The organism is Vampirovibrio chlorellavorus (genome assembly GCF_003149375.1).
Classification (GTDB): domain Bacteria; phylum Cyanobacteriota; class Vampirovibrionia; order Vampirovibrionales; family Vampirovibrionaceae; genus Vampirovibrio; species Vampirovibrio chlorellavorus_B.
Genome location: NZ_QFWH01000001.1, coordinates 224,345 through 247,685 on the forward strand (window position 1 = coordinate 224,345; position 23,341 = coordinate 247,685).

Consider the following 23,341-nt stretch of genomic DNA (forward strand, 5'->3'; position numbering starts at 1 on the left):
TTAATGTCTTCCGCCTCCAAGTTGCTCAGGATACTCGTCCTTGATTTCCGTCAGCCGAGAAATCTGCTCGTAGTTTTTCGACATGACATCCGGCTGATCCAACTGAGAATAGTTTACAACTTCCACCTCGGAAGATGGGGTAGCGGCATTCACCGGCAAGGTTTTGATGAAAGCCACCAGATACGCCAGCTGCTGCTCGCTCAAACTACGTCCCCAACGGGGCATCCGGGTTCCGGTTACCCCTTCTTTCAAGCGCCAGTAGTAAAGGGCATCGGTGTAACCCTTGTAGAAAGGCCGAGTCAGGTTGGCGGGCTTTTTAATCATAGAGGAACTGACTGGACCATTACCCCGACCGGTGACACCGTGACACTGGGCGCAGTTTTGCATGTAAATACCACGACCGGAGTTGGCGATGGCCGAGTTGTTGGTGTCGACGTTCTTGGAAATACGCTTCCACTCATCCCGCATTTCCTGAGGGGCTTCCAGCCAGGTCAAAGGACCCTGGGCCGGAGCGGCAGCATGGCCACCCGCCGCGGATTCATGGGTCGGCTTTTTACGACGACGGGCTGCCAATTCACGCTCTTTGCCCAGCGTCTGCAAATAAGCCACCAGATCCTTCATTTCGCTGTCTTTCAGGTAGCTGAAAGAAGGCATCAGGGAACCGGGTTTCACGGAACGGGGTTGAACGTGGTGCGCCCAATGCCAGGCATCCGGGTATTTCCCCCCGATGTTGGACAAATCCGGGCCAGTCCGCTCGGTACCCAACAGGTGAGGGGTCTCGTTCAGGTAGTCACCCGCCTGAACCATCTCACCCATTTCACGATCCTGGTAGCGGACAAACTGGGTATGGCAATACACGCAGCCTTCCCGCTTATAAATTTCCCGACCCCGCCATTCACTGGCCGTATAGATGTGTGATGCGGCCGTGGCTTCCGGCTGGAAGGTGGTGGCTGGCAAAATGGCCGTGACAAAAATGATGGTCAGAAAGATCAGGGCCACAAAGACAGCGGCAATCAGGTAGTTAAGAATTCGAGGTTGCATAGTCGTCTTTTCCTTAAATAGTCCTTGCGTTCGCCCTATACGTAAGCGATTCCGGTCGGAGACTCCGGCAGCGGCTCAGCCGATTTGGAGAAGACCGTTTTGTAAATATTAAGCATGTACAGCACCTGACCGGCAATCAACAGGAAGCCGGACACTGTCCGCACGATGAAGTAAGGCACCATTTCCATCACCCACTGATCGTAGGGCAGGGTAAAGTGCCAGCCAGCAGCCTGAATCAGACCGGCAATGGTCAGAGACAGCATCATCACAATCCAGCCGATAAAGCTGAGCCAGAAGTGCCAGATGGCCAAAGAACGACTGTAGATTTTGCGGCCCGTGATTTTGGGAATAATGAAGTAGGAAGCCGCAAACACAATGAAAGAGAAGGTGGCCAGCAGGGCCAGGTGAGCGTGACCCACTACCCAGTTGGAAAAGTGCAGGTACCAGTTAATAGACCGGGTGGCCTGAAAAGGCCCCTGCATACAGGTTAGCAAATAAGCCAAACCGGCAGCCATGGCAAACCGCATGGGAATGTGATCCGCCATCAGGTGCCACTTGCCTTTCAGGGTCATAAAGAAGTTGACCTGCACGGTTAACACCGGAATCAACAAGAAGACACTGGAAATAACGGCAATGGCCTTCAACCACTCCGGAACGGGAGATTGTAGAATGTGGTGCGTCCCGGTGGGCGCATAGAACATCCCGATAGTCCAGAAGCCGATCATGGACAAGGTGTGACTGTAGAGCGGGTTGCCGGAAAAACGGGGCAACAGGTAATAAAGAATACCCACACCACCCACGGTAAACCACATCCCCAGAATGTTGTGCCCATAAAACCAACCGGCAATGGCATCATTCAGACCCGTAAACTGCACAAAAGCCCGGTTACCAATCACGTACACGATGGGGAACCAGAAGAGCGCACCCATGAAGTACCACAGGCTGACATACCACTTCTTCTCGGTGCCGGTGAAAATGGTCATATAAACGTTCAAACCAACCAGCAACAGGGCACCCAGCACCAACCAGTCAAACGGCCCGTTCAGCTCGGCATATTCCCTGCCTTCGGTGTAACCATTCAGGATGCTGTAGACCCCAACGAACACCGTCAAATTCCAGAGAAAGAGGGTAATGTTTCCCAGACGTTCAGACCATAAACTCTTGCGACCCGCCAAAACCGGCACGATGTAATACATGCAAGAAACATATCCCATGGACAACCAGCCAATCAGCACCGTGTTAATGTGCGCTGGACGCAAACGCCCGAAAGCCAGTTGAGGAATCCCGTGGATCAAATCCGGACTATACATCAACAGTGATGCAATCAGGCCGAATAACATGCCAAACACCAGGTAGAATATGGCACAAATCAAGAAGTTTCGGCTGGCACTAAAGGGCTCGTCACTAAATACGGCGCGCCATAGGTTGGTAAGGGCTTGCATAGACTTGGTTTTTCTCCAGGATAAGGCTTACGAGGGGATCAATTTGATACCTTTAATATTCCATCAATAATATAAACACGGGGAAATCAAGTGGAATATGCGGAAACACATACGCCGATCGACTCCAGACCCAAGTTCAATCCAGAACAACATACCAAAAAAATTAAAAGTATTCCCGGATCAGATCCGCACACGGGGGATTCCCCCATTTTAAAAGCAGCAAAGGCCCAAGAGAAACGCCTTGTGGAGATGGCACACCCTGAGGCAAGAGTACCTTCCCTCACCTGCCGGTCAACAAATGGGCTATAATGGCCCTATGGTTTCAACACCCTTACTTTCAATCCAGAATTTGTCGGTCACCTTTCCCACCGACGACGGCCCGGCTTACGCCGTGAATCATTTATCGCTGGCGTTGGAGCCGGGCAAAGTGCTTGGGGTGGTGGGCGAATCCGGCTGCGGCAAAAGCATGACCAGTATGGCCATTCTGCGCCTGATCCCCCGGCCCGGTAGGATTGCCGAGGGTAGCATCCACTTCAACGGACAAAATTTGCTGGATCTCAACAACGAGCAGATGCGCCAAATTCGGGGAGCCCAAATCGCCCTCATCCCACAAGATCCGCTGACCTCCCTGAACCCGGTGTACACCATTGGCGAGCAGATTACGGAGATTCTGACCCTGCATCAAGGTCTAAATCAGAGGGACGCCCAACGTAAAGCCACTGAACTGCTGGATATGGTGCGCATCCCCAACAGCAAAGATCGGTTAAATGATTACCCCCACCAGTTTTCAGGGGGTATGCGCCAGCGAGTGATGATTGCCATGGCCCTCAGCTGCACACCCTCCCTGCTGATCGCCGATGAACCGACCACAGCCCTGGATGTGACCGTGCAAGCCCAGATTCTGGAGCTGCTTCGGGACATCCGTAAAGAACACCAGACCGCCATTTTGCTGATTACCCACGATCTGGGGGTGGTGGCCGAAATGTGCGATGAAGTGGCCGTTATGTACGCCGGTCGGGTGGTGGAAAAAGCCAGCGCCTACGATTTGTTTAAAGATCCCAAGCACCCTTACACCTTGGGCTTGCTGAATTCTCTACCCACCATGACCCGCAGCCGACTGGAACCCATTGAGGGCCAACCGCCTTCCATCACCGAAATGCCGCCCGGTTGCAGTTTTGAACCCCGCTGCCACAAACGCCTGCCGGTGTGCCCCTCCCGCTTTCCTCAGGAAGCCCAACTGAGCGATTCTCACTCCGTGAGCTGCTATCTGTATCCGGGGAGCTTTTACCCGGAGCAGCTCAGTAGCCAAGTCAGCAGCTAGCGCTGAAAGGCAGGTCCAAAGGCCTCTGGCAGCAATTCTGCCATGGATAAAATCCGCAACTGCCCGTTGCTTTCATCCGTCAGGATCACCGGGGTATGCGGCGATAAAAATTCCGCCAGGACTTGCCGACACGCCCCACAGGGCGTCACCGAACCGTGGGGACGCCGACTGGCCCACACGGCAATGGCCTGAAAATCCCGATGCCCTTCACTTACCGCCTTGACCACAGCGGTTCGCTCCGCGCACAGGGTGAGCCCGAAGCTGGCGTTTTCCACGTTCACGCCAGTAAAAAGTACTCCACTGGTGGTCAATAAAGCTGCCCCTACCGGAAAATCGCTATAGGGGGCATAGGCATTCTCCGCAGCTGCCTGCGCGGCATTCAGAAGTGACCGGGTTTGCTCAACGGAAATGGCCATTCACACCCTGCTTTCCACCCTCTAATTCAGGAAACCACGCAAATATTGAACGGCCCGATCCAGTTGCGGGTCCCGCTGGGCCAGATAATCGGCCTCGGTGAAAGGCACCTTGATATCAGGCTCAATGCCCTTTTTGTTGATATCGGTGCCATTGGGGGTCAGATACTTGGAAATGGTGATATTAATGCCGCTGTTGTTCATCAACGGATTCACCTTTTGCACCAGCCCCTTGCCAAAGGATTGAGAGCCAATGAGCGTGGCCCGATGATTGTCCTTGAGGGCGCCCGCCAGAATTTCGCTGGCGCTGGCACTGCCGCCGTCAATCAGCACCACCAGTGGTTTGGCGTTAATAGTGCCAGGATGCGCCTCAAAAGAGCGCCGATCATGCTCCCGGTTCACAATGAAAACGATCTTGCCCTGATCCATCAGCATATCGGCCGCCTCAACGGCATTGGAGAACAAACCACCGTAATTCCCCCGCAAGTCCAGAACCAGGGCCTGCTTGGAGGATAACTGCTGCAGCGCTTCTTTCATCTCATCCAGCATGGTTTCGCTGATGAACGAACTAAGCCGCAAGTAACCAATGCGCGGATCGTTCAACGGTTTGGTAAAGACCGATTTAATCTTGATCTCATCCCGCTGAATGCGCTTGGACAACTCCGCTTTGCCCCGCTTGATGCTCAGGGTGACAAAGGTGCCTTTCTCTCCCCGAATCTGATCCGCGGCGTCTTCCACGCTCATCCCGGCGGTTTCCTTGCCGTTAATGTGCGTAATCTGATCCTTGGGCATTAATCCGGCCCGCTGGGCCGGGGTATCATCAATGGTGGCCAACACCAGCAATTTATTGTCCCGCTTGGAAATTTGAATCCCCACCCCGTATAGACGAGAGTCAATGCTCATGCTCTGCTCGCTCATGTCCCGCGGTTGCAGGAAACGGGTGTATTCATCGTTCAGGCTGGCCACCATGGTGCCAATGGCCACATAGGCATCCTGCACGTCCCTGAGTTTCCCCCGATAACGATAACGCCAACTGGCCCAATCCTGACCATTGAAGGTGCCATCGACGTACTCCTCCTGAACTGTCCGCCAGGCTTCTTCATACAGCTGATCGGCCAGCTGGGCCTGATCGCTTTGCAAGGTTGACACGAATACCGAAGCCGGATTGGAAGACTGGCCGTTACAACCGGACAGCAAAATCGTACTGAGCCACAACAGGCCCAAGAAGGTGAAGATCCCTCGCCGTGACATAACGGCAGGGATCTTCAAAGCACAGGATAGAGAACTGAAAATATTCATTTGTCTCTAGTAAGCGGAACAGACTGAATTAATGAGACATATCCTCTGGATTGCCCATTTTTCCGCCCGACGTGTTGGAAAGAATGAACAGGTCGATGATTTCAGACAGTTCGTTCGCTTTACCTTGATAGTACTTGATGTCGGTTTCCAGTTTACGGATAACCGTTTTGTACTCTTCAATCTTCTTGATGTTGGCCCGAACGGCGTCCAACATTTCCGATTGCGCCGATTGCGCTTCAGACAGCACGTCTTCCATGGAGATGCCCATGGCTTCCATGGTCAGGCGAATGATTTGGGCACCGGTTTGCTTGGTCACCCCTTCCGGCAGTTCATTAACCAACCGAATCAGGGTCTTTACGTTCCCGCTAAATTCGGTATCCACTTCCTGAGGAATAGCCTCCTGAGCGAAGTGCTGAGCAGCGGAAAAAGACTGCTGTTGCGGCACGGATTGAAAATGTGCGCGTTCAAACCCCAGATCTGGTGCCAAAGGCGAGGTGTGTACTTCCTCTTCACCAAATGAAATAGGGGCTTTCGATAAATCCTTGTAACCTGAAAGGTCAGCCATACGTCCTCCCGAAATTGAGCTATCCGACTTCACATTATTTGCCTGAGATGTAGAGGAAGGAACTTCGGCTGAAAAGAGAGCCTCCGTTTGTGCATCAGGCACCATACCTCTCATCGTTAGTGTATCATCAAATTCTTGTTTAGAGACTCCTCTGTCTGGTGTCACCTCAATGGCGGCGTGTTTCTTCACCGCTTCCATTTGCAGCTCCAAACGCTGCTTGCTTTCCAGCAATTCCGCAGAAAGCGGGCTATCGAGATCTTTCTCTGGCAGATCCTTCTCTCTAGCCTTGTGGGGAGCCCGCTCCGGTAAAAATCCGGAAGATCGACCCTGAAAAGTCCTGACGGACTCCACCGGCTTCTCGGGACGAGAAGAACCACTCTCGGTCGAAGAGACCGACGTACGTAATGCCTCAAAAAGCTTTTGCTTTAAAAGAGACGTGGTACCGGTTGTATGATCAGAATCACTCATATCTTTATTATCCGTCCCCGCAGGGAGTGTGGCAAGTACAGGCTTGAAAGCAGACCTGAAAACCCTTTAAACGGTGGAATTTCAGCAATAAGCCTTGACAAGCGCAGAGCAATCTGAACAAAACAGGCTTCATTGTCAGAAAAACTGTTAGAATACCTTCTATGATGGATAATGCCACGATGAAAATAATAACGGGTGCCACGCTGGTTCACCCGGATGGGCGGCAAACGGACAGTACACTGCTGATAGAGGGCAACCGGATTCGCAGTATCAGCCAGGAGGTTCCTGGTTCCCTGTTGCTGAATCAGGAAAACGTGGAGGTCTTCTCCGGGTCAGGCTGCTACCTGACCCCCGGATTGATAGAACTGCACTTCAACGGGGCCCTGGGCTGCAATTTAAACCAGACCAGCATTCGTGAAGTGCAGACGCTATTAACCCAGCTACCCGCCTTTGGCATTACCAGTGTTGTATTTACCGTCATTACCGGGGCCCTGACCGACATGGTGGCCGCCGTCCATACCCTGGAAGAAGTCATCCACCACAAAACCCCCTTTCATTGCCGCCCGCTGGGCCTTCATATGGAAGGGCCCTTCATCAACCCCGCTTTCCGGGGCACCCATCCTCAAGCGGACGTTCGACCCGCCACCCCCGATGATTTAAACATTCTGCTATCCCCGCACACCAAAATGATTACGCTGGCCCCGGAGGTGGGCAATAACCTGGACTTTATCCGGGAATTAAGCCAGCGGGGGATTCAGGTTTCCATTGGACACAGCAACGCCACCCATGCCCAGGTCATGCAGGCCTTTCAGCAAGGGGCCAACAGTGTGACCCATCTATACAACGCCATGCGCCCCTTCCATCACCGGGAGCCGGGCATTATGGCGGCAGCCTTGTGTGACGATAACGTCTTCGTGCAATTTATCAGTGACGGGGCCCATGTCCACCCGGCGGCCATCCAGATGATTTTAAAGTCAAAACCGCAAAACCGGATTTTGTTAACCAGCGACGCCAGCCCCCTAGCCGGACTCAGCGATGGCAGCCGTGGCAATTTCTCCCAGCAGACCGTGACCGTGCGGGGCAATCAGGTAATTAATCAGGAAGGGGGCCTGGCCGGAAGCGGCAAACTGGTGAATGATTGCCTGAAAAATCTGGTCAATTGGCAATTGTGCGACTTTGGCAGCGCCGTCCAGATGGCCTCCCTGAATCTGGCCCGGTTTTTAAATGAAGACAGCATCGGCAAACTGGAGCCCGGTTGTTTGGCCGATATGGTGCTTTGGAACAAAGACACGCTGGAAGTGGAAACCACCTTTATTAACGGAGAAGTGGCCTACCAGCGGAATGCCAGCGTGGCCCGTTCGGCTTAGTAACCCGCTCAGCTTAATTGATTTCGGGATCATCCCATACCGCACCTTTGAGGCATGACACGCTCATTTTGCCCTACTTTTCAAGTTTCAATCTGTCATTCCCGCGGAGGCGGGAATCCACGCTGCCTTTCACGTTGGATTGATTTACTTCTCTCTTTTGACTGCTGGATCTGCTTTTCTCCGCTCAGTGGATTCCCACTTTCGTGGGAATGACAAACAACACGGCAGAGGGTGATTTTTATGGTTTATGGCGCAGTGAATCGCTTGGCGATCCAACGCCGTCAATTTAGCGTAACAAAAGCGCGGGTTTTATTGAAAAGCCAAACCCGCCGCTTTGCCGGTCTGGGCTTGCAGTTGACGCTGGGCATTTTGTACCCGAATACAAGAGGGACACTGTCCGCACTGGATTTCAGCATCCTCGTAGCAACTCCACACCCATTCAAACGGAACATTCAGGGCCAATCCCCGTTCCATAATTTCCGTTTTATTCAGGTGAACCAAAGGGGTTTGCACCTGCACCCCATTCAGGGTGGAAAAAGCGAATACCTCGCTCATCTTCTGGCGAAAGGCCTCCGTATTGTCCGGGAAATCAACGCCCTCCTCGGCATTGGCCCCAAAAACAACCGAATCCGCATTGAACGCTTCCGCATAGCAGGCAGCGATATTCAAAAACAAGCCGTTGCGATTGGGCACCCACACCCGGTTCACATCAAACAACTCGGCATCCGTGAGAGGCTGAGCCAACGATATTCCCTTATCCTCCAAAACCTGTTTCGGAGTCAGGGCTTGGGGCAGCAAATCCGACAACCAGGGCAAGGGGACAATATGATGGGTCAGCCCATAATGCCGGGCAATGGCCCTAGTTGCTTTTAGTTCCCGGGCGGCGGCCCGTTGGCCGTAATCAAAGGTTAAAACACAGGCCACCGGCTGCCGGATTAAAACATCGGCCAACGCCACGGTGGAATCCAGGCCACCGGACAGCAGAACCACCGCACGATTGGCAGGAGACGAAGCGCTAGAGGCAGAGAATGAAGAAGATGCAGGCATACAGGAAACCTCGCTGGGTATGGAAATCGTGCTTGCAACATAACACACTCCATCCAGCCACACATGCCAGAAATCAATCAGACGCCCCCGAACGCCGAAAAACAGCCGCCTTGGCGCCTTTCTTCAGGGAATATACCCTTCCATCTCTTCCCGCAAAAAGCGCGGTAAATTCTCCTGACTCAGCAATTCCCGAATAAATGATTCTCCAGCCAGCTTATACAAAGCGTATACGGCAGCCTTGGCCACTTCGTCATTCTCATCCAAAACACACTGCTTAAGCGGTTCAATACAGTCTTCATCCCCAATTTGGCCCAAAGCCTCCACAGCAGCAAGACGAATAGAGGGCGCTTCATCCTTCAATGCGCTCAGCAAACTAGAAGATGCCTTGCGATGGGGTTGACCAATCCGGCCCACTGCCTCAATAATCTGCTCCTTCAGGAAATTGAACTTATCCCGAATCCCCCGCTTGGATTCCAGCACATCGATCAATGGCTCAATGGCCCGAATATCGCCTAGCATACCCAACGCCTTCACCGCGGATTCCTTGAGATACACCGACTTTTCCCGATCATCCGCTAAGATATCAATCAGGGGCTTTACGGCATAATCATCGCCCAGACGCCCCAAACTTTCAGCCACAGCCAAACGCAATCTATAATTCTCATCCCGGTTGTTTAATACGCTCATCAGGGGAATAATGGCCCGGTTATCACCAATTTTTCCCAATGCCTGGGCGGCGCTACACCGCAAACGCATGCTATCGTCGCCCCCGACAAAGCTCGGAGAGCCCGTCTGGTCATAAATCTGTATGTGCGTGGCCAGCAGCGCATCAATGAGTACCGGCACGGCATCTTCCGCCTTAATGCGACTCAGGACGCTCATGGCCTGAATGATAATGCGCACCTCGGTCTCTTGCCGCACACATTCCAGCAAGCATAATACCCCCGCCTCCATGGGCTCCTTCAACAACAAATCACCCAGCGATGAAATGGCCCGCAAACGGTGTTCGACCCCGTGACTGTCTCTGGCCTCAATCATCCCCATTAGCTCATAGATTTTTTGGGGAATAGCGTCCATTTGGCTCCGGATTAAACGTGTCTTCTGAGACCAATGTACCATTTTTTCAGCAGACAAACGCGCAGCCCTCTACAAACATTTTCTCTCCCAGCGGCGCGACGCCAGATTGACAGCGGTTCATGGCAAGTACACCTTGTAAAACGTGGCCATTCTAACAAAAACAACAGCAGGCATGAAGCCGATTGTTTCAAAATTTAAAAAACAAGAAAAACCCTCCTCAAAAAAACCTGCCTATGCAAAAACATATTAAAATTTCAAGAAGCTAATCAGATTTGCATACGCACAGAGAATCCTTGAAGAATTGTAAACCAGTCGAAATCATCCATTCCAAGCCTCTTCCAAACCCTGTTGGAGTCCGTTCGAGATTAATTTTTGTAAACAAAATCTTGCTCGATTGTTTATAATTTCAAAACGTGGAAAACAGATCAGTTTTGTGGGATAGGGTAGAGGAGTTAGCGTGAGTACAATTGATCCATTTGAGACCGATAGCATCGTTGTAGGCACCTTCAAGCGCTGGAGTGCCTCAGCGGTGGAATGCTACAGTCGCAAAGCCAATTGCGACGGGTGTTACTATCAAAACTTCTTTTCCAGTCGGCCTTACGGCTGCAAAATGAACCTGGCCGTGGAGCAATTACTGGAAAGTATTGGCGAACCCAGCGCCAGCATGGTCAGCAAATTCTCCTGAAAAACGAAAACCCGGGGAACAGTGAAAATAAAAAGGCCGATCCGTTCAAGCGATCGGCTTTTTTATGTGTTTTCCGGGAGAGCCGCTTGCGGCAAATTGGGATCTGGGGCAAGATATGAAAATTCACCCCTAGCCAACCGAGGTTTTCCCCATGTCCAACAACTTGCCCATTATGCCCTTTATCGTGGCCATTTTACTGCTGTTGCCAATTCGTCTGGGCGTTCCCAGCCTGAAAAAACTGGCCTTCACCTTGTGGTTGGTCGGTGGCATCATTCTGTTCAGCCGTGGCACCAGTTTTCTGGCAGAGTCCCCCGCCATCCACAACATCCCTTTACTGGCTGGTTTGGTGGCCGTGGCCCTGGCCATTGGCTTTGGCAAAGGCAAGTTTGTCCTTGCAAAAACGTCCCTGAAAAATATTGAGCGACTGAACCAGTTTAACCAACCACAAAGACCCATTAACGTTTACAGCCTGCGCAGCTGGATTATGATCGCCCTGATGGTCTCTATCAGCGTGGCCCTCAATGTTTTCCAGGTGCAAAACATTGTGCGGGGGCCGATTAACCTGGGGATCGGTTTTGCCCTGATTATCAGCAGCCTGGCCTACCTCAAATCATTCAGCGAGAGTAAAGCCGCTGCCGTTTCCAACTAGGCTAGCTCTTTAAAAACGCTTTGAGTTGATCAAGCTCAAAGCCTTGCATCATCTGCCCTTGCTCGTTGATTAGCACCGGGCGCTTGATTAAATTCGGATCCTGCAACATCAGGGCAATGGCCGCTTGCTTGTCCGGCACATTTTTCCCCAGATTTTGGGCTTTATAAATGGCGCTGCGACTGTTCAAACTGGCCTTCACGTCCGTCTCGTTCACCAGCCTCTCCAGTTCCACCTTGCTGGGTGGATGGGTTTCAATAGGCAGTTCCTCAAACGCAATCTGATGCTCCTCCAGAAAGGCCTTGGCCTTTTGGCAGGTTACGCACGTTTTTTTACCGTAAAAGCGCAGTCTCATCCGTCCATCCCCTTCTAACTTTCTGTTCATGATAAGGCAAGGCAGCCTTGTCGTTTATCAAATATAGCCAACCCGGCGAAATCAAATCTTATTTCTGGCCCCACACCAGCAAAGAGCCAATCTGGGTGCGAAAATCCACCACATCCTGCCAACGCTCGTAGCCCCAACCCGGCTTAAAGTTGGCTTGCTCCTCTGGGGTCAGGGGAGTGGGGTTCAACAACCGATCGGCCTGCACCGACTGAAACCCCGCCTGCCTCAGCAGGGCCATATACTCTTGCTGGGCATACAGGTGCATGGGAATTTCCACCAAATCGGCCCAACAATGGGAATAAGGATTCTCCTGATAGAAATCCACCATCAGCCAAACCGTGGCCCCGGGCCGGGCCACCCGGTAAAACTCATCCAGAGCCATCCGGGGATCGGGCATATAATACAGCGCCTCGACCGATAACAGACAATCCATGGATTCATCGGCAAAAGGCAGGCACTCCGCCTGAGAGACCTGAAACTGGCTATTCACCGGGTTCTGTGGATTCTGGCAGGCCTGCTCAATCATACGGGGGGCCACATCCACCCCGAACGCCCGACCCTGGGGAGCCACCCGACGAGCCATTTCCCGCACGGCATAGCCATTACCACACCCCACATCCAGACACGTTTGGCCCGGCGCCAACTGCATCCGGCCCAAAATCTGGGAGACCATAGGCCAGTGCCCACGGGCCATGGATTCATCACGGCCCGCAGCGGCCCATTCATCAAATAACAGCGCGGCTGGATTCATGGGGGTCATCATTGAAACCTGGGGATTGAGCGGGGAATGAGAGCGGGAAAACCGTTAGTCACAAACTAACGGTCATATTCCAGCGTGGGGTAGGGTTTTTCTTTCCATTGCTTGTAGCCTCCTTGCAGAGAGTATACATCGCGGTAGCCCATTTGCTGCAATACATCGGCAGCAAGGGCCGAACGGCCACCACCCCCACAGTAGGTCACGATGGTGCGATTCTTATCGGGAGCGGTATCTTCAATTTCCAGCTCCAAGACCCCCCGGGGGACGTTGGTGGAGTTTTCAATACGGGAATGGGCATGATCATTAGCTTCCCGTACATCCACCAGTATCATGTCCTTGCCTTGGGCAATCCACTGACGCAACTCGTTCTGCGTCACTTCCCGAATGCGGGTCTTGGCATCGGCCACAAAATCATGCCAGGTTTTAGCGGACTGGGTTTGGGTCATGAGCTTTCCCTCCTTGCCATTGATTATTTATACGTCTATTGACTCTATTTTACAGCGAAGGACGGCGGACTCCCATAAGTAAACCGGCTAATTTCCAACTAAAAACACCCTGTAAAGCAACAGCCACTAAACCAATCGGCTCAGTGGCTGGCTTAGAAATACAAAACAGGCTCTAGCGGATAAAGAGTTCCAGGTTGAAATATCCCAGGTGGGTGTCTCCGCTCCACAGTTCATAGAGAATCTCGATGATGCCGCCTTCGGGAGTCAGGGCATAGTCCAGTTTCTTTGTGAAATTGCGGCAAACCAGAGAAGCGCCCCCGTAAAAATACTGGCTGGCGTACCATTCATTGGCCGAAAAGGTCTGGCGGCTATGCACATCCCCGATTTTGACCACCGAAACGGTATTTTTAGAGACCTTAATGGTGGTGGTGACCTTTTTTTCCCGCAACATGGTGTCAAAAGCCAGTATGTAGGTATCTTTATCCACCTGATACAGCGAACCCAGCGCTTCTTCCTCGATTTCCAGCGGATCATACCCGTTCACGGACTGGGTGTGGCAGATGTCCACCATCACCATTTTCTTGATTTTTTTCACGTCACTCATCGCACACTCACCTGACTTTTTCCACGTCAACGGTTACCCGCCACAACCCTATCGACCAAAAGGCCGAAGACTTGAGCGCTTCTCTTCAAATCTTTACGTCTCTTTTTGACTTGCGCCTATTTACTTGTGATAAGGTTCGCCTCGCCGGATTTTAAAGGCCCGGTACAATTGCTCCAGCAAGATCAGTCTAACCATGGGGTGGGGAAAGGTCATTTTGGACAGTGACACTGTCCAGTGACAGGCCTGTAAAACCGATGGATGCAAGCCCAGTGGCCCTCCCACAATGAATATAATAGGCCGGGTGTCGTTGCCGGGAATACCTCCGTTTGAAGGATTTGCCCCCAAGCGCTCAAAAAAAGCTGTAGAAAACTGCTCCGACGTCAACGATTCCCCCCGTTCAGACAGGGCAATAGCGTACGCCGCTTTCTCCAAATAGGGCAGGATGCGACGGGCTTCCCCCAACATGACCTGCTCCTCGGTGCGGGAGGGCAATATGGCCTCATCCGGCACTTCTACAACGGACACGTTGGCGTAGGCCTTCAGCCGCTTTAAATAGTCAACCAGGCCGGGCTGAAGGTAGGAGAATCCGCCTTTCATGCGGCCCACCACAATCATTTGAATGTTCATATTAAAAACGCTCTGCGCTGCTTTCATTTGAAACCGGTTGTCAAGCCGGTTATGCTGTATTTACCGTTTAAACATCCAACAAGGAGCCGGATTGATCATGGTGGATATTCTCCCCTTTCGTGGTTTGCGTTACAACCTGCCCAAACTGGCCCAGGAAGGGGCCTCGCTGAATAGCGTGGCTACCCCGCCCTATGACGTGATCAATGACGCCCAACAGGCCGCTTTTTACGCCAAGCACCCGGCCAACTTCGTGCGGGTGGATCTCAACCAGAAAACCGCCGAAGATTCGGAGCAGAATACCCCCTACACCCGGGCCGCTCAATGTATTCAGCAATGGGAGGCGGAAGAAACTCTCATCCCGGAAGGACAGCCAGCCATCTACGCCTACTCTCAAAGTTGGCAGGAAGCGGGACAAACCATTGAGCGCAAAGGCCTGATCGCCCTGCTTAAGCTGGAAACCTTTGAAAGCGGCAAAGTACTACCCCATGAATACACTCTAAAAGGCCCCAAGCAGGATCGTATCCAGCTGATGCGTAGTACCCTGTGCAATTTGAGCCAGGTCTTTATGATTTACAGCGATCCCCAGCGCACCATGGAAAGCCTGCTCTACAGTCAATCCAACCCACAAGACTGGGCCAGCGCCACGGACGCCGATGGGGTCATCCACCAGTTCAGGCCGGTCACCGATGCGGCAGTCATTGAAAAGCTACAGGCTTTATTCAAAGAAAAAACCCTGCTGATTGCCGATGGCCACCACCGCTACGAAACCGCCCTGGCCTACCAGCAAGAGGTGCGGGAGCAAGTAAAGCAAGCCACCGGACAAGAGCCGCCGGAGGGAAGCCTGTTGTCTGATTACGCCATGATTTTCCTGACCAATATGGACGATGCGGGCTTAAAGGTGTATCCCACCCACCGCATTTTGTACCAATGGCCTCAAGGCTGGGATCAGACCCGCTTTGAAGCCGAATTGTTCCAGAAATACGAGCGGGTCAGCGCGGATGAAACCTTCAGCTACCGGCAACCCGGCACCAACGCGTTAATCAAACTGCGCCTAAAGCCCGAGGCTACCCCAGCCCTGCCACCGCTGCTGGATACCTTTGATGCGGCCTTGCTGGAAGAGACCGTGTTTAAAGGCATTTTCAACAGCACCGGGGAAGCGTTGAAACAAGGGCATTTGCTGGGCTTTTACCGCAACGAGGATGAGATTGAAGCCCTGTGGCGTGACGGTAAAACGGTGGGCGGCTTTTTCCTGGCGGCCCCCTCGGTCAAACTGGTGCATCAAATTTGCGAAAGCGGCCATCGCATGCCCCAAAAGTCCACCTACTTCTACCCAAAAATCCTGAGTGGATTGGTGATTTACCCCTACCGAACCTTTCTCAACAGCCAGCGGCACGCCTTAAGTGGGATTCAATCCATTCAAAACCTGCCAGCGGCCCATAAGCTGACCACTGTGTGAAACGGAAGTTAGCAGGTGACACGGGCGGAAGCAGCCTACTCCCGACGTTGAAACACGTCCTGATACCCGGTTTTTTTGAGTAAACCGTGGGCATCCCTGCCATACCCCATCATCGACAGCTGATAAGGCTGCCCCACGGTTTCAATGACCTCAGCGGTTTTTTGCAGCAGCTGAACTATCCATCGGGTATAGGCCTGAAGCCCTGCGTCCGTTTGAATGTCAAAGCCCTGCCCTGCGGCGACTGTGGCCATTAATTCACGGTCCGCTTTTGAAAAGATAAGAGTATCTGCGGGCAGGGCCTTGTTTTGCACCTTGGCAAACAAACTCCTGAGATCGAATTTCAGGTTTTCCGACTGGTTAACCCACTGCCCCTGAGCGTCCTTGACGCCTTCCCGGATTCCTTCCCGGGCAAAATAACTCAACCCTTCGGCCAATATTTCCGGCTGCTGATAAAGTAGTGAAAAAAAGAGGAGCGCACCCACCGTGGCAGTGCTGCGCTGCAAACAGTTCTTATCTTTCGCCCTGTTTTGTATGGCAGGCAACAGATCGAGGTCTGCCCACCCGGAAGACTGTTTCTCCCATGCCGGGTAATTGGAATGCGCAATGAGCCTGGCGTTGGACACGTTACCCTCCCTTCTCAGGCCTTCCGCCTGCCGAAGCAGCCGGGTTCCCAGTAATACCAGAGATCGCAAGGCCTCGTTGGGGTCTTCCGTCAGCTTTAAATAGGGATGAAACGTGGCCTGCAGGGCCTGAATGGACTGCCGGGGAATGGGGTTGCGCACCGCCTGAGGATTGGGATTAAGCAAACCATTGGTAATAACCAGCCGTTTGCCCCCGGAAGGCACAACCCCCTGATGCTTTCGTCCTCCCAGAAAGCCGGATCGGGCTTGTCTTTTTGGGCTTAACGAATCCGTCTCGGCAATCGATGGCCCCATCCCGGAATTTTTAAAAGAAACAGCCAAAACCATTGGCAAATCCTCCCCACTCAAAAATAACCATGTAACACTTGAACCAAAAAGAAATGAAACCCAAATTACTTAATCACACCCAATCGGTTTGAACAATTTTTTGTAGGCAATTTAAGCACAAACAATACAAAAATGGGAACGGGCTGAATATTGAGACTTGCATCCGGGCAACCGTCTTTTCTAAGATGGAAGTAGCCAACCTCAAAAAAACTTTTACGGAGCGCCCCCCGATGACTTCCCAAAAATCTCTTTCAGATATTGAAAAACACCGCCGTTCGCAACTTTACGCCCGACTGACCTACGTGGGTATCATTCTGGTATTTGTCAGCCTTTGCGCCGTGGCCGTACTGGTGACCATGAGCAACGAAGCCAAACGGGAAGGCTTCCGCCCCATTGAAGTGAGCAAGCCCATTTCCTTCTTTGACTACAGCTACGTCAAGAAAGACAAAAAGCCCTAAACACCAAGGTAAGATTGCCAGCGCAACACGTTTTCTAACTGTTTGAGTACAGCGAGTTAAAGTCCTGAGCCTGGAAGCATTCCCGGAAGCTGTTCCGTGGTTTGTCTGTGCTGCACGCAGTTTTAGAAAACCTGTTATGCAGGCAGCCTGACCCAAGTTGATTTATGAAAGTGGATTTATAAAAGTCGATTTATGAGCGTTTTCCCCGGCCGGAAGCCTGCTTGGGTTTCTGCATGAGGAAGACGTACTCGTGCTTGAAGATGTAAAAGCCACCCACCAGGGCCCGATAGCGCCACAGGTTACTCATACGGCCCTTGGCTTTCTCGTTGCCGCTGATGTTTTTGACAATGATGCTCTTGGTTTTAAAACCCACCCGGTTCATGCGCTCCATGCACAGAAAGCCCAAGGGGATGAGTTCTCCAGCGGCGTACTTGTCGCCAATCACCAAACCCGCAAAACGCCCCGGCGCCAGCATGTCGTAACCCAGCTCGCAGACCTGCTCGAACATGTCCAGAAAAGCCTCCGTGCTGTCGGCGTTGGATAAATCCTGCTCCGAGTCGGAAAAGCGGATAATATCGGCATAAGGCGGGTGCAGAAACAGAAACTGGGCCTGCTCCTGCTCAAAGTGCTTCAGGCTGCGTTGAATGGCCTTACCCGTCCAGCTTTGATTGGCACTATCCCCATTAATAATCTGAACCTGCTCGCTTTTGCCCTGTTCTTCCAGCTTTTGGCGCACATAGTTGGCCATATCAGCCTTTAACTCCACCCCAACCGCCTTGCGGCCCAAATTAACCGCCTCAATGGCTGAGGTGCCAGAGCCTAAAAACAAATCCAGAATCACATCCCCCTGCTTGGTGTAGCGGGTGAGCAACTGGGTGAGGATTTGGGGCACGCAATTGCCATGATAATCCAGCTGGTGACCATTCTGGCGCTCCCGCCCGTTGATCATCCACAGGCTGCCGGTTTCCACGTCTTCATACTCCCGCCAGCGGTTGACATCAATGTCACTGTAGGGCAAGACCTTGGCCGGGGGCTCCACCCCCACGGGCTCCATGGAAATGGACTGGGCCGCCGCCGCTTGGGAGACCCGTTTTTTGGAGCCGGTTGGCTTTTTTGGAGGACGCGCTTTGCTCATGCTCTCATCCTATAGGCACCGACCCGTGAACCACGTCCTTTAAACAGAGGTAATTCACAGCGCTCTGGAAAGTTGAGTTAAAAGGCCGCATGCAAACACTGGCCTCTGGCTTTGCGTTGCAAGCAAAGCGATCTACAATACAATCAGATCCCAAACTTGGCTTTGGCTGTATGCAAGTCCACCGCTCCATCGATGATATTTCCCTGCCCCAGTCGGCTTGTGCCCTGGGCATGTTTGACGGGGTGCATGTGGGACATGTCATGGTGCTGGAAAACGCTTTAAGAGAAGCCCGCCTGTTTAAGGTGCCCAGCGTGGTGGTCAGTTTTGCCAATCATCCCCAATTTTTAATCAGCAAAACCCCCACCCAGTTGCTCTCTACCCTGCAAGAACGGCTGGCCCGCTTTGAGGCCATGGGCTTTGATCACGCCCTGATTCTGGATTTTGACGACTGGCTGAAAAATTTAAGCGCAGACGCCTTCATCGAGCTCATTTTAATGCGGCATTTGGGAGTCAAAAGCGTGACGGTGGGCTATGACCATCGGTTTGGCAAGAACCGGGCCGGGGATAGCGACCTGCTGAAGCGGTTTGGTCAAAGCCACGGCTTTTCCGTGCAGGTGATTGATCCGGTACGCACCGAAACCACCCTGCCGGAAGGGGGCGGACAAATTGTCAGCAGCACCCTGATTCGCAAATTGCTAGCCTATGGCGATGTGGAACTGGCCAATACCCTGTTGGGACAGCATTACCACATCAGCGGTACGGTAGAAGGCGGCCTGCAACGCGGACGAAAACTGGGTTTCCCCACGGCCAATTTAAGCATTGAAGCCCATCGACTCATCCCCGGGAGTGGCACTTACGCCGGATACGCCACCTTGAATGGGGTGACTTACCCTGCGGTTTGCAATATTGGCGTTTGTCCGACCTTTGACGATCCGGTGGGCAAGCGGGTGGAAGTGCATTTACTGGACTACACCCAAGCAGACTTCTACGGCCACACCCTGACCATGCGCTTTACCCACAAGCTGAGAGATGAGCAAAAATTCCCGAATATTCAGGCCCTGATTGCCCACATTCAGGCCGATTGCCAACAGGCCCGGCAACACTGGACCGATCATTTGGCCGCCGTTGATTCTTCCTGCGCCAAACCGACCCCTCAACAGCTCCAATAAAGCATCTCTCACCCTCTTCTAAGTCAGAAACGATGTTTTCGTATGCAAGTACTCATTGAAGAATCCAAAAAACTACGCAGGGCCTCTGCCTGCATTCGGGATGGAGGCACCATTCACGTAAAGTTGCCTCGTCACTGGCCCCGGCACCTCAAGCACAGCGTCACTCAGGAGTTGGTGGAACGGCTGCAAAAAAAGGACGCCAAGGAGCGGGCCTTATTGGATAAAGCAACTCAGCAGGAAACCGTCACCCTTGCGGACAATGAGGCCCTGACCGCCTTTGTGCAGGCCATTAACGCCGAGACCTTTCAGGTGCCGTTGGGGAAAGTACAAATCGGTACGGCCAAGTACAACCATTTGGCCCAGGTCAATTTAAAGACCAAAACCATGACCGTGTCCCGGTATTGCCTGAATCAGGCCCCCAAAGAGGCCTTGCGCTATCTCATTGTTCATGAGCTGGCCCATTACTTTGAATCCGGGCATGGGCCCCGTTTTTGGGCCTTGGTGGCAAAGCATATGCCGGATTACCGGACGCAATCCCGCATTATGAAAGCCTTTCACCATCAGGCGGTCATCCAGGAGGACGCTTCCGGCACAATGCCCGAAGCGCCTGCGGGAAAGGCCAGTTACGCCAGCTCGCCCAAGCGGCCCGCTTTAACTCCCACACGCCCTCCAACGCCCCAGCCTGCCCCGGTGAAAGCGCCTCAAAAAAACAAGACCCCAAAAGACAAAACCGGGTTGTTACCCGGCTTTGTCAAACAGTTATTACTCTGGGGCGAAGGCTTTAAAGGCTAGGCCACCGAAAGCGGGATCGATCACTGGGCAGACGGCTGCACTTTGGGCAAAGCGGTGCTTTCCTTCTTGCTATCCCCTGCAGTCACTGGCGATTTGGCCTGAGCCTTGGCCAGAATTTGCTGGTTAATAATGTCTTTCACCGTTTTACCTTTGACCATTTCCTCAACCACGCCAATTGCTTTTTGCAATTGCGGATCTTTCTTGGCCTTGGCATCCTCTTCGGTTAATTCCACCGCAATATCAGGTTCAATGCCCTTTTTGTTGATATCGGTATCGTTGGGGGTGAGATACCGTTGGGTGGTGATGTTCACCCCGGAGCCGCCCGGCAACTGGTTGATCTCCTGAACCAACCCTTTCCCGAAGCTGCGCTCGCCAATCAGCACGGCCCGTTTGTTGTCTTTCAAGGCCCCGCTCAAAATTTCGCTGGCACTGGCGCTGCCGCCGTTAATCAGGACTACCAAGGGCTTATTGGTCAGAACAGAAGGGCTGGAGTAGCGCACTTCCTTGTACCCGTCCCGATCCACAGTGCTGACGATAGAGCCCTCTTCCAGGAAAAAGTCGGCAATACGAATGGCATTGGATAGCAGTCCACCCGGATTGGAACGTAAATCCAGAATATAGCCGCTCTTGTCCCCTTGGTCTTTCATTGCGTTTTGCACTTCCTGGGCGGCGTTGCTGCTCAGGAAAGTGGAGAGCTTGATGTAGCCGATGTTATGGGGAATGCTGACACTGAAGGGATTGTCCAGCGACACCGATTTCAGCTTGATTTCATCCCGCATGATGTCGTAGTACTTGGCGGCTTTATCATCCCGCTTAATCAGCAAGCGCACCTTGGTGCCCTTTTCCCCTCGAATCAAATCGGCGGCGTCTTTCACCGAAATACCCTTGGTATTTTTACCGTCAATTTCCAGAATCTCGTCATTGGCCTTCAGACCGGCTTTATCGGCAGGAGTTTCATCGATGGGCGCAATGACCACCAGTTTGTCATCGCGCAGACCGATTTGAATACCAATGCCAAACAGGGTGGCCTTAATGGAGCGGCCTTCCTCGGCGAATTCATCCTTGTCCAGAAAGCGGGTGTAGCGATCGTTCAGGCTGGCCAGCATGGTTTCAATGGCCACGTTGGCATCGGCCTCGTCCTTAATCTGGCTATCAAAGCGATGACGCCAAATGCGCCAATCCTGCCCGTTTTTATCCTCATTCACAAACCGGGCGTTAATCAGTTTCCAGACCTCATCGTAAAGGGACTGGGGCGTGTAAGCAAAACCGGACTGGATGGTGGTAACCATGGCCAGCGGAATAAGCAGGGCACCAAATAGCTTGTTTCTCTTCATTGACGTTCCATCCAGGTTGCTGGGCTTGTGACAACACGCCCAATTAAAGCCACGTAACACTTATTATAAACAATTTCCGGGAGCTTTGCCGAGCCTCTTGCGGGAATGCCTCGGGAGGCCCGGGACTGGCAGACTCAAAATCCCAAGCCCGCGGGCTCGATCCTATTGACTCAAACAGTCATGCAAACTGTTGGGAAAAGACGTGGGCGGACATCGATTGGTTCCCTCCCCTGTCCGTGATTCTAAAATTACTTCAAACTACCCACCGATACCTGAATGCGATCCACGGTTAAGCCCGTTTGGGCTTTATAGCCGTTCAGGGCATTCAGCAAGACCGGAATATGAAAGGTCAGTTCCGAGGCCAAGGCCGCATTGGCCACTTTGACAAACAGAACCGTTTGATAGCCTTGCTTCCGCAAGCGCACGGCCCGGGTATTCTGACCCAGGGTGGCCCCGGCCAACTGGCTGACCTGCTGCGGCCACAAGGCCAGCAAGGCCATTTCATTCACCTTTTTATCCAGCTCCAGATTTTGGCAAATCTGGGGCAACACCTCGGAGAAAGCGGCCAATGAGCCCACCCGCGTGGGCTTTTTGCGATAGGTGGAGCGGGGTGGCTCGTTCATGGGGAAACCTCCATTTGCGTGGATGTACGCCGCAGGGACACCGTGCCCTGAATGACGGTAAACGCGGCCAACTCAGCGTCCGCGTCCGAATGACTCCCCGTTTCCCGTTCCAGCAAAGTCTGCCAGGAAGAGGTAGGGTGGGTGGTGGTAATAAAGACCTGGCTGTCCGGGTGAATATGCTCCACCAGCAAGCGTTGCCGATCCGGGTCCAGCTCGGCCATCACATCGTCCAGCAACAACACGGGGGGGTCCTGCAACTTGGCGGTCAGGCATTTCAATTCGGTCAGTTTCAAGGCCAACACAATGCTGCGTTGCTGCCCCTGACTACCATAGGCATCGGCGGGCAGGCCATCCAGATAAAAGTCAATATCATCCCGATGCGGCCCCACCAGACAAGTCCCTCGCCGCAGCTCTTCCGGCATGCGCAGGGCCAGCAACTGGGCCAAACCGGCCTCAATGACGGAAACATCCGGCAAGCCTGCAGGAACGGCTTGTTTCAAGGCTTCCTCCCCTAGCACGGCGCTTTGATAGCGCAAGGTCAACGCTTCCCGGGCATCGCTCAGTTCCAGATAGGCCAGGGCAACCAAGTCCTCAATCATGACCAGATACTGCTGCCGGGACGCAATGACTTTGGCAGCCGTGGCGGCCAATTGGACATTCCAGGCGCTGAGATGCTCTCTGGAAATTTGCTCCGGCGGGCTTTTGAGGAGTCGATTCTTCTGCTGGCGCACCTTCTGGTACTCCGCCAGATAGATCAGATGCCGTTTATCGTACTGCACAATGGCCGCATCCAGCCAGCGGCGGCGATCTTCCGGTGTTCCCCGCAATAACAGCAAATCCGGCAAGAAAAAGAACACACTGGGCAAATGTCCGAGCATTTCCGATCGACTGCGCAGGGGACTGGCGTTGATTTTAAAGGTGGTTTTCAGCCGCTCGTCATCCAGCTTGATTTGCACTTCGGCCTGCAATCGGCCTTCGTAATGATGATTGGCCAGTTGAGCCTGAAGGGTGGCAAACGATTGCCCGGTGCGTATCAGTTCCCGATCGGTGCTGGTACGGTGGGAACGGGCGTTGCTCAGGAAGTACAGGGCTTCCAGCAGGTTGGTTTTCCCTTGCCCGTTATTCCCCAGAAAAATATTTTTTCGGGGGGAGAAGGTCACGCTGAGTTCCGAATAATTCCGAAAATTGACCAGATGCAGGGTTTGAACACGCATGA

General features: G+C 52.9%; 25 protein-coding genes. 8 read left to right on the forward strand and 17 right to left on the reverse strand.

Translation table 11 applies throughout. The features are described from left to right. The gene (locus tag DF283_RS01210; RefSeq protein WP_303672766.1) at nt 1–1,041 is read right to left on the reverse strand and encodes a cbb3-type cytochrome c oxidase subunit II; all 1,041 of its coding nucleotides are present in this window, start codon (nt 1,039–1,041) and stop codon (nt 1–3) included. A 35-nt stretch (nt 1,042–1,076) separates the two neighbouring features. Beyond that, the gene (locus DF283_RS01215; protein WP_303672767.1) at nt 1,077–2,483 is read right to left on the reverse strand and encodes a cbb3-type cytochrome c oxidase subunit I; all 1,407 of its coding nucleotides are present in this window, start codon (nt 2,481–2,483) and stop codon (nt 1,077–1,079) included. A 241-nt stretch (nt 2,484–2,724) separates the two neighbouring features. Here DF283_RS01215 and DF283_RS01220 point away from each other — a divergent pair, with 241 nt between their 5' ends. Further along, entirely contained in the window at nt 2,725–3,804 is a 1,080-nt protein-coding gene (locus tag DF283_RS01220; protein ID WP_303672768.1) for an ABC transporter ATP-binding protein, read from the forward strand. Here DF283_RS01220 and cdd read toward each other — a convergent pair. The 3 genes from cdd to DF283_RS01235 form a co-directional block, all read right to left on the reverse strand. Beyond that, nucleotides 3,801–4,220, reverse strand: coding sequence for a cytidine deaminase (gene cdd / locus DF283_RS01225; RefSeq protein WP_303672769.1), 420 nt, complete (start codon nt 4,218–4,220; stop codon nt 3,801–3,803). The two genes, DF283_RS01220 and cdd, sit on opposite strands and share 4 nt — an antisense overlap. Nucleotides 4,221–4,241: 21 nt before the next feature. Continuing rightward, on the reverse strand, nt 4,242–5,468 hold the full coding sequence (locus tag DF283_RS01230; RefSeq protein WP_303672771.1) for a S41 family peptidase: 1,227 nt from the start codon (nt 5,466–5,468) through the stop codon (nt 4,242–4,244). Between the two features lie 76 nt (nt 5,469–5,544). Next, entirely contained in the window at nt 5,545–6,549 is a 1,005-nt protein-coding gene (locus DF283_RS01235; protein WP_303672772.1) for a hypothetical protein, read from the reverse strand. 179 nt (nt 6,550–6,728) lie between these two features. Here DF283_RS01235 and nagA point away from each other — a divergent pair, with 179 nt between their 5' ends. Then, complete coding sequence (gene nagA, locus DF283_RS01240) at nt 6,729–7,916, forward strand: N-acetylglucosamine-6-phosphate deacetylase (RefSeq protein WP_303672773.1); 1,188 nt, start codon at nt 6,729–6,731, stop codon at nt 7,914–7,916. Between the two features lie 309 nt (nt 7,917–8,225). Here nagA and queC read toward each other — a convergent pair whose 3' ends face one another. Then, the gene (gene queC / locus DF283_RS01245; RefSeq protein ID WP_303672774.1) at nt 8,226–8,963 is read right to left on the reverse strand and encodes a 7-cyano-7-deazaguanine synthase QueC; all 738 of its coding nucleotides are present in this window, start codon (nt 8,961–8,963) and stop codon (nt 8,226–8,228) included. A gap of 123 nt (nt 8,964–9,086) precedes the next feature. After that, nucleotides 9,087–10,040, reverse strand: a complete 954-nt coding sequence (locus DF283_RS01250) for a HEAT repeat domain-containing protein (protein ID WP_303672775.1) — start codon at nt 10,038–10,040, stop codon at nt 9,087–9,089. A gap of 457 nt (nt 10,041–10,497) precedes the next feature. On the opposite strand from DF283_RS01250, the gene DF283_RS01255 reads away from it, so the two are divergent. Beyond that, nucleotides 10,498–10,725, forward strand: coding sequence for a hypothetical protein (locus DF283_RS01255; protein WP_303672776.1), 228 nt, complete (start codon nt 10,498–10,500; stop codon nt 10,723–10,725). Nucleotides 10,726–10,876: 151 nt separating this feature from the next. Further along, complete coding sequence (locus DF283_RS01260) at nt 10,877–11,374, forward strand: hypothetical protein (protein ID WP_303672777.1); 498 nt, start codon at nt 10,877–10,879, stop codon at nt 11,372–11,374. A 1-nt stretch (nt 11,375) separates the two neighbouring features. Here the strand turns inward: DF283_RS01260 and DF283_RS01265 are convergent, their stop codons facing one another. From DF283_RS01265 to DF283_RS01285, 5 genes are all read right to left on the reverse strand, one after another. Further along, nucleotides 11,376–11,726 (reverse strand): arsenate reductase family protein, encoded by a 351-nt coding sequence (locus DF283_RS01265; protein WP_303672779.1) that lies wholly within the window; start codon nt 11,724–11,726, stop codon nt 11,376–11,378. Nucleotides 11,727–11,814: 88 nt separating this feature from the next. Next, complete coding sequence (locus tag DF283_RS01270; protein ID WP_303672780.1) at nt 11,815–12,507, reverse strand: class I SAM-dependent methyltransferase; 693 nt, start codon at nt 12,505–12,507, stop codon at nt 11,815–11,817. Nucleotides 12,508–12,572: 65 nt separating this feature from the next. Next, the gene (locus tag DF283_RS01275) at nt 12,573–12,959 is read right to left on the reverse strand and encodes a rhodanese-like domain-containing protein (RefSeq protein WP_303672781.1); all 387 of its coding nucleotides are present in this window, start codon (nt 12,957–12,959) and stop codon (nt 12,573–12,575) included. 172 nt (nt 12,960–13,131) lie between these two features. Next, the gene (locus DF283_RS01280; protein ID WP_303672782.1) at nt 13,132–13,563 is read right to left on the reverse strand and encodes a YwiB family protein; all 432 of its coding nucleotides are present in this window, start codon (nt 13,561–13,563) and stop codon (nt 13,132–13,134) included. Between the two features lie 120 nt (nt 13,564–13,683). Next, nucleotides 13,684–14,190, reverse strand: coding sequence for a 23S rRNA (pseudouridine(1915)-N(3))-methyltransferase RlmH (locus DF283_RS01285; RefSeq protein ID WP_303672784.1), 507 nt, complete (start codon nt 14,188–14,190; stop codon nt 13,684–13,686). A 97-nt stretch (nt 14,191–14,287) separates the two neighbouring features. Between DF283_RS01285 and DF283_RS01290 the strand changes: the two genes are divergently transcribed. After that, on the forward strand, nt 14,288–15,646 hold the full coding sequence (locus DF283_RS01290; protein ID WP_303672785.1) for a DUF1015 domain-containing protein: 1,359 nt from the start codon (nt 14,288–14,290) through the stop codon (nt 15,644–15,646). 35 nt (nt 15,647–15,681) lie between these two features. Here DF283_RS01290 and DF283_RS01295 read toward each other — a convergent pair whose 3' ends face one another. Continuing rightward, a complete protein-coding gene (locus DF283_RS01295) occupies nt 15,682–16,614 on the reverse strand; it encodes a hypothetical protein (protein WP_303672786.1) in 933 nt (310 codons plus the stop codon). Nucleotides 16,615–16,844: 230 nt separating this feature from the next. On the opposite strand from DF283_RS01295, the gene DF283_RS01300 reads away from it, so the two are divergent. After that, nucleotides 16,845–17,072 (forward strand): hypothetical protein, encoded by a 228-nt coding sequence (locus DF283_RS01300; RefSeq protein WP_303672787.1) that lies wholly within the window; start codon nt 16,845–16,847, stop codon nt 17,070–17,072. 190 nt (nt 17,073–17,262) lie between these two features. Here DF283_RS01300 and DF283_RS01305 read toward each other — a convergent pair whose 3' ends face one another. After that, complete coding sequence (locus DF283_RS01305; protein WP_303672789.1) at nt 17,263–18,207, reverse strand: DNA methyltransferase; 945 nt, start codon at nt 18,205–18,207, stop codon at nt 17,263–17,265. A gap of 170 nt (nt 18,208–18,377) precedes the next feature. Between DF283_RS01305 and DF283_RS01310 the strand changes: the two genes are divergently transcribed. Beyond that, complete coding sequence (locus tag DF283_RS01310; protein WP_303672791.1) at nt 18,378–19,376, forward strand: bifunctional riboflavin kinase/FAD synthetase; 999 nt, start codon at nt 18,378–18,380, stop codon at nt 19,374–19,376. Nucleotides 19,377–19,418: 42 nt separating this feature from the next. Continuing rightward, complete coding sequence (locus DF283_RS01315; protein WP_303672793.1) at nt 19,419–20,168, forward strand: M48 metallopeptidase family protein; 750 nt, start codon at nt 19,419–19,421, stop codon at nt 20,166–20,168. Nucleotides 20,169–20,188: 20 nt separating this feature from the next. Here the strand turns inward: DF283_RS01315 and DF283_RS01320 are convergent, their stop codons facing one another. The 3 genes from DF283_RS01320 to recF form a co-directional block, all read right to left on the reverse strand. Next, nucleotides 20,189–21,502 (reverse strand): S41 family peptidase, encoded by a 1,314-nt coding sequence (locus tag DF283_RS01320; protein WP_303672794.1) that lies wholly within the window; start codon nt 21,500–21,502, stop codon nt 20,189–20,191. 248 nt (nt 21,503–21,750) lie between these two features. After that, complete coding sequence (locus tag DF283_RS01325; protein WP_303672796.1) at nt 21,751–22,125, reverse strand: DciA family protein; 375 nt, start codon at nt 22,123–22,125, stop codon at nt 21,751–21,753. Next, the gene (gene recF / locus DF283_RS01330) at nt 22,122–23,339 is read right to left on the reverse strand and encodes a DNA replication/repair protein RecF (protein ID WP_303672797.1); all 1,218 of its coding nucleotides are present in this window, start codon (nt 23,337–23,339) and stop codon (nt 22,122–22,124) included. Before recF ends, DF283_RS01325 begins: the two co-directional genes overlap by 4 nt. Nucleotides 23,340–23,341 lie beyond the last annotated feature (2 nt).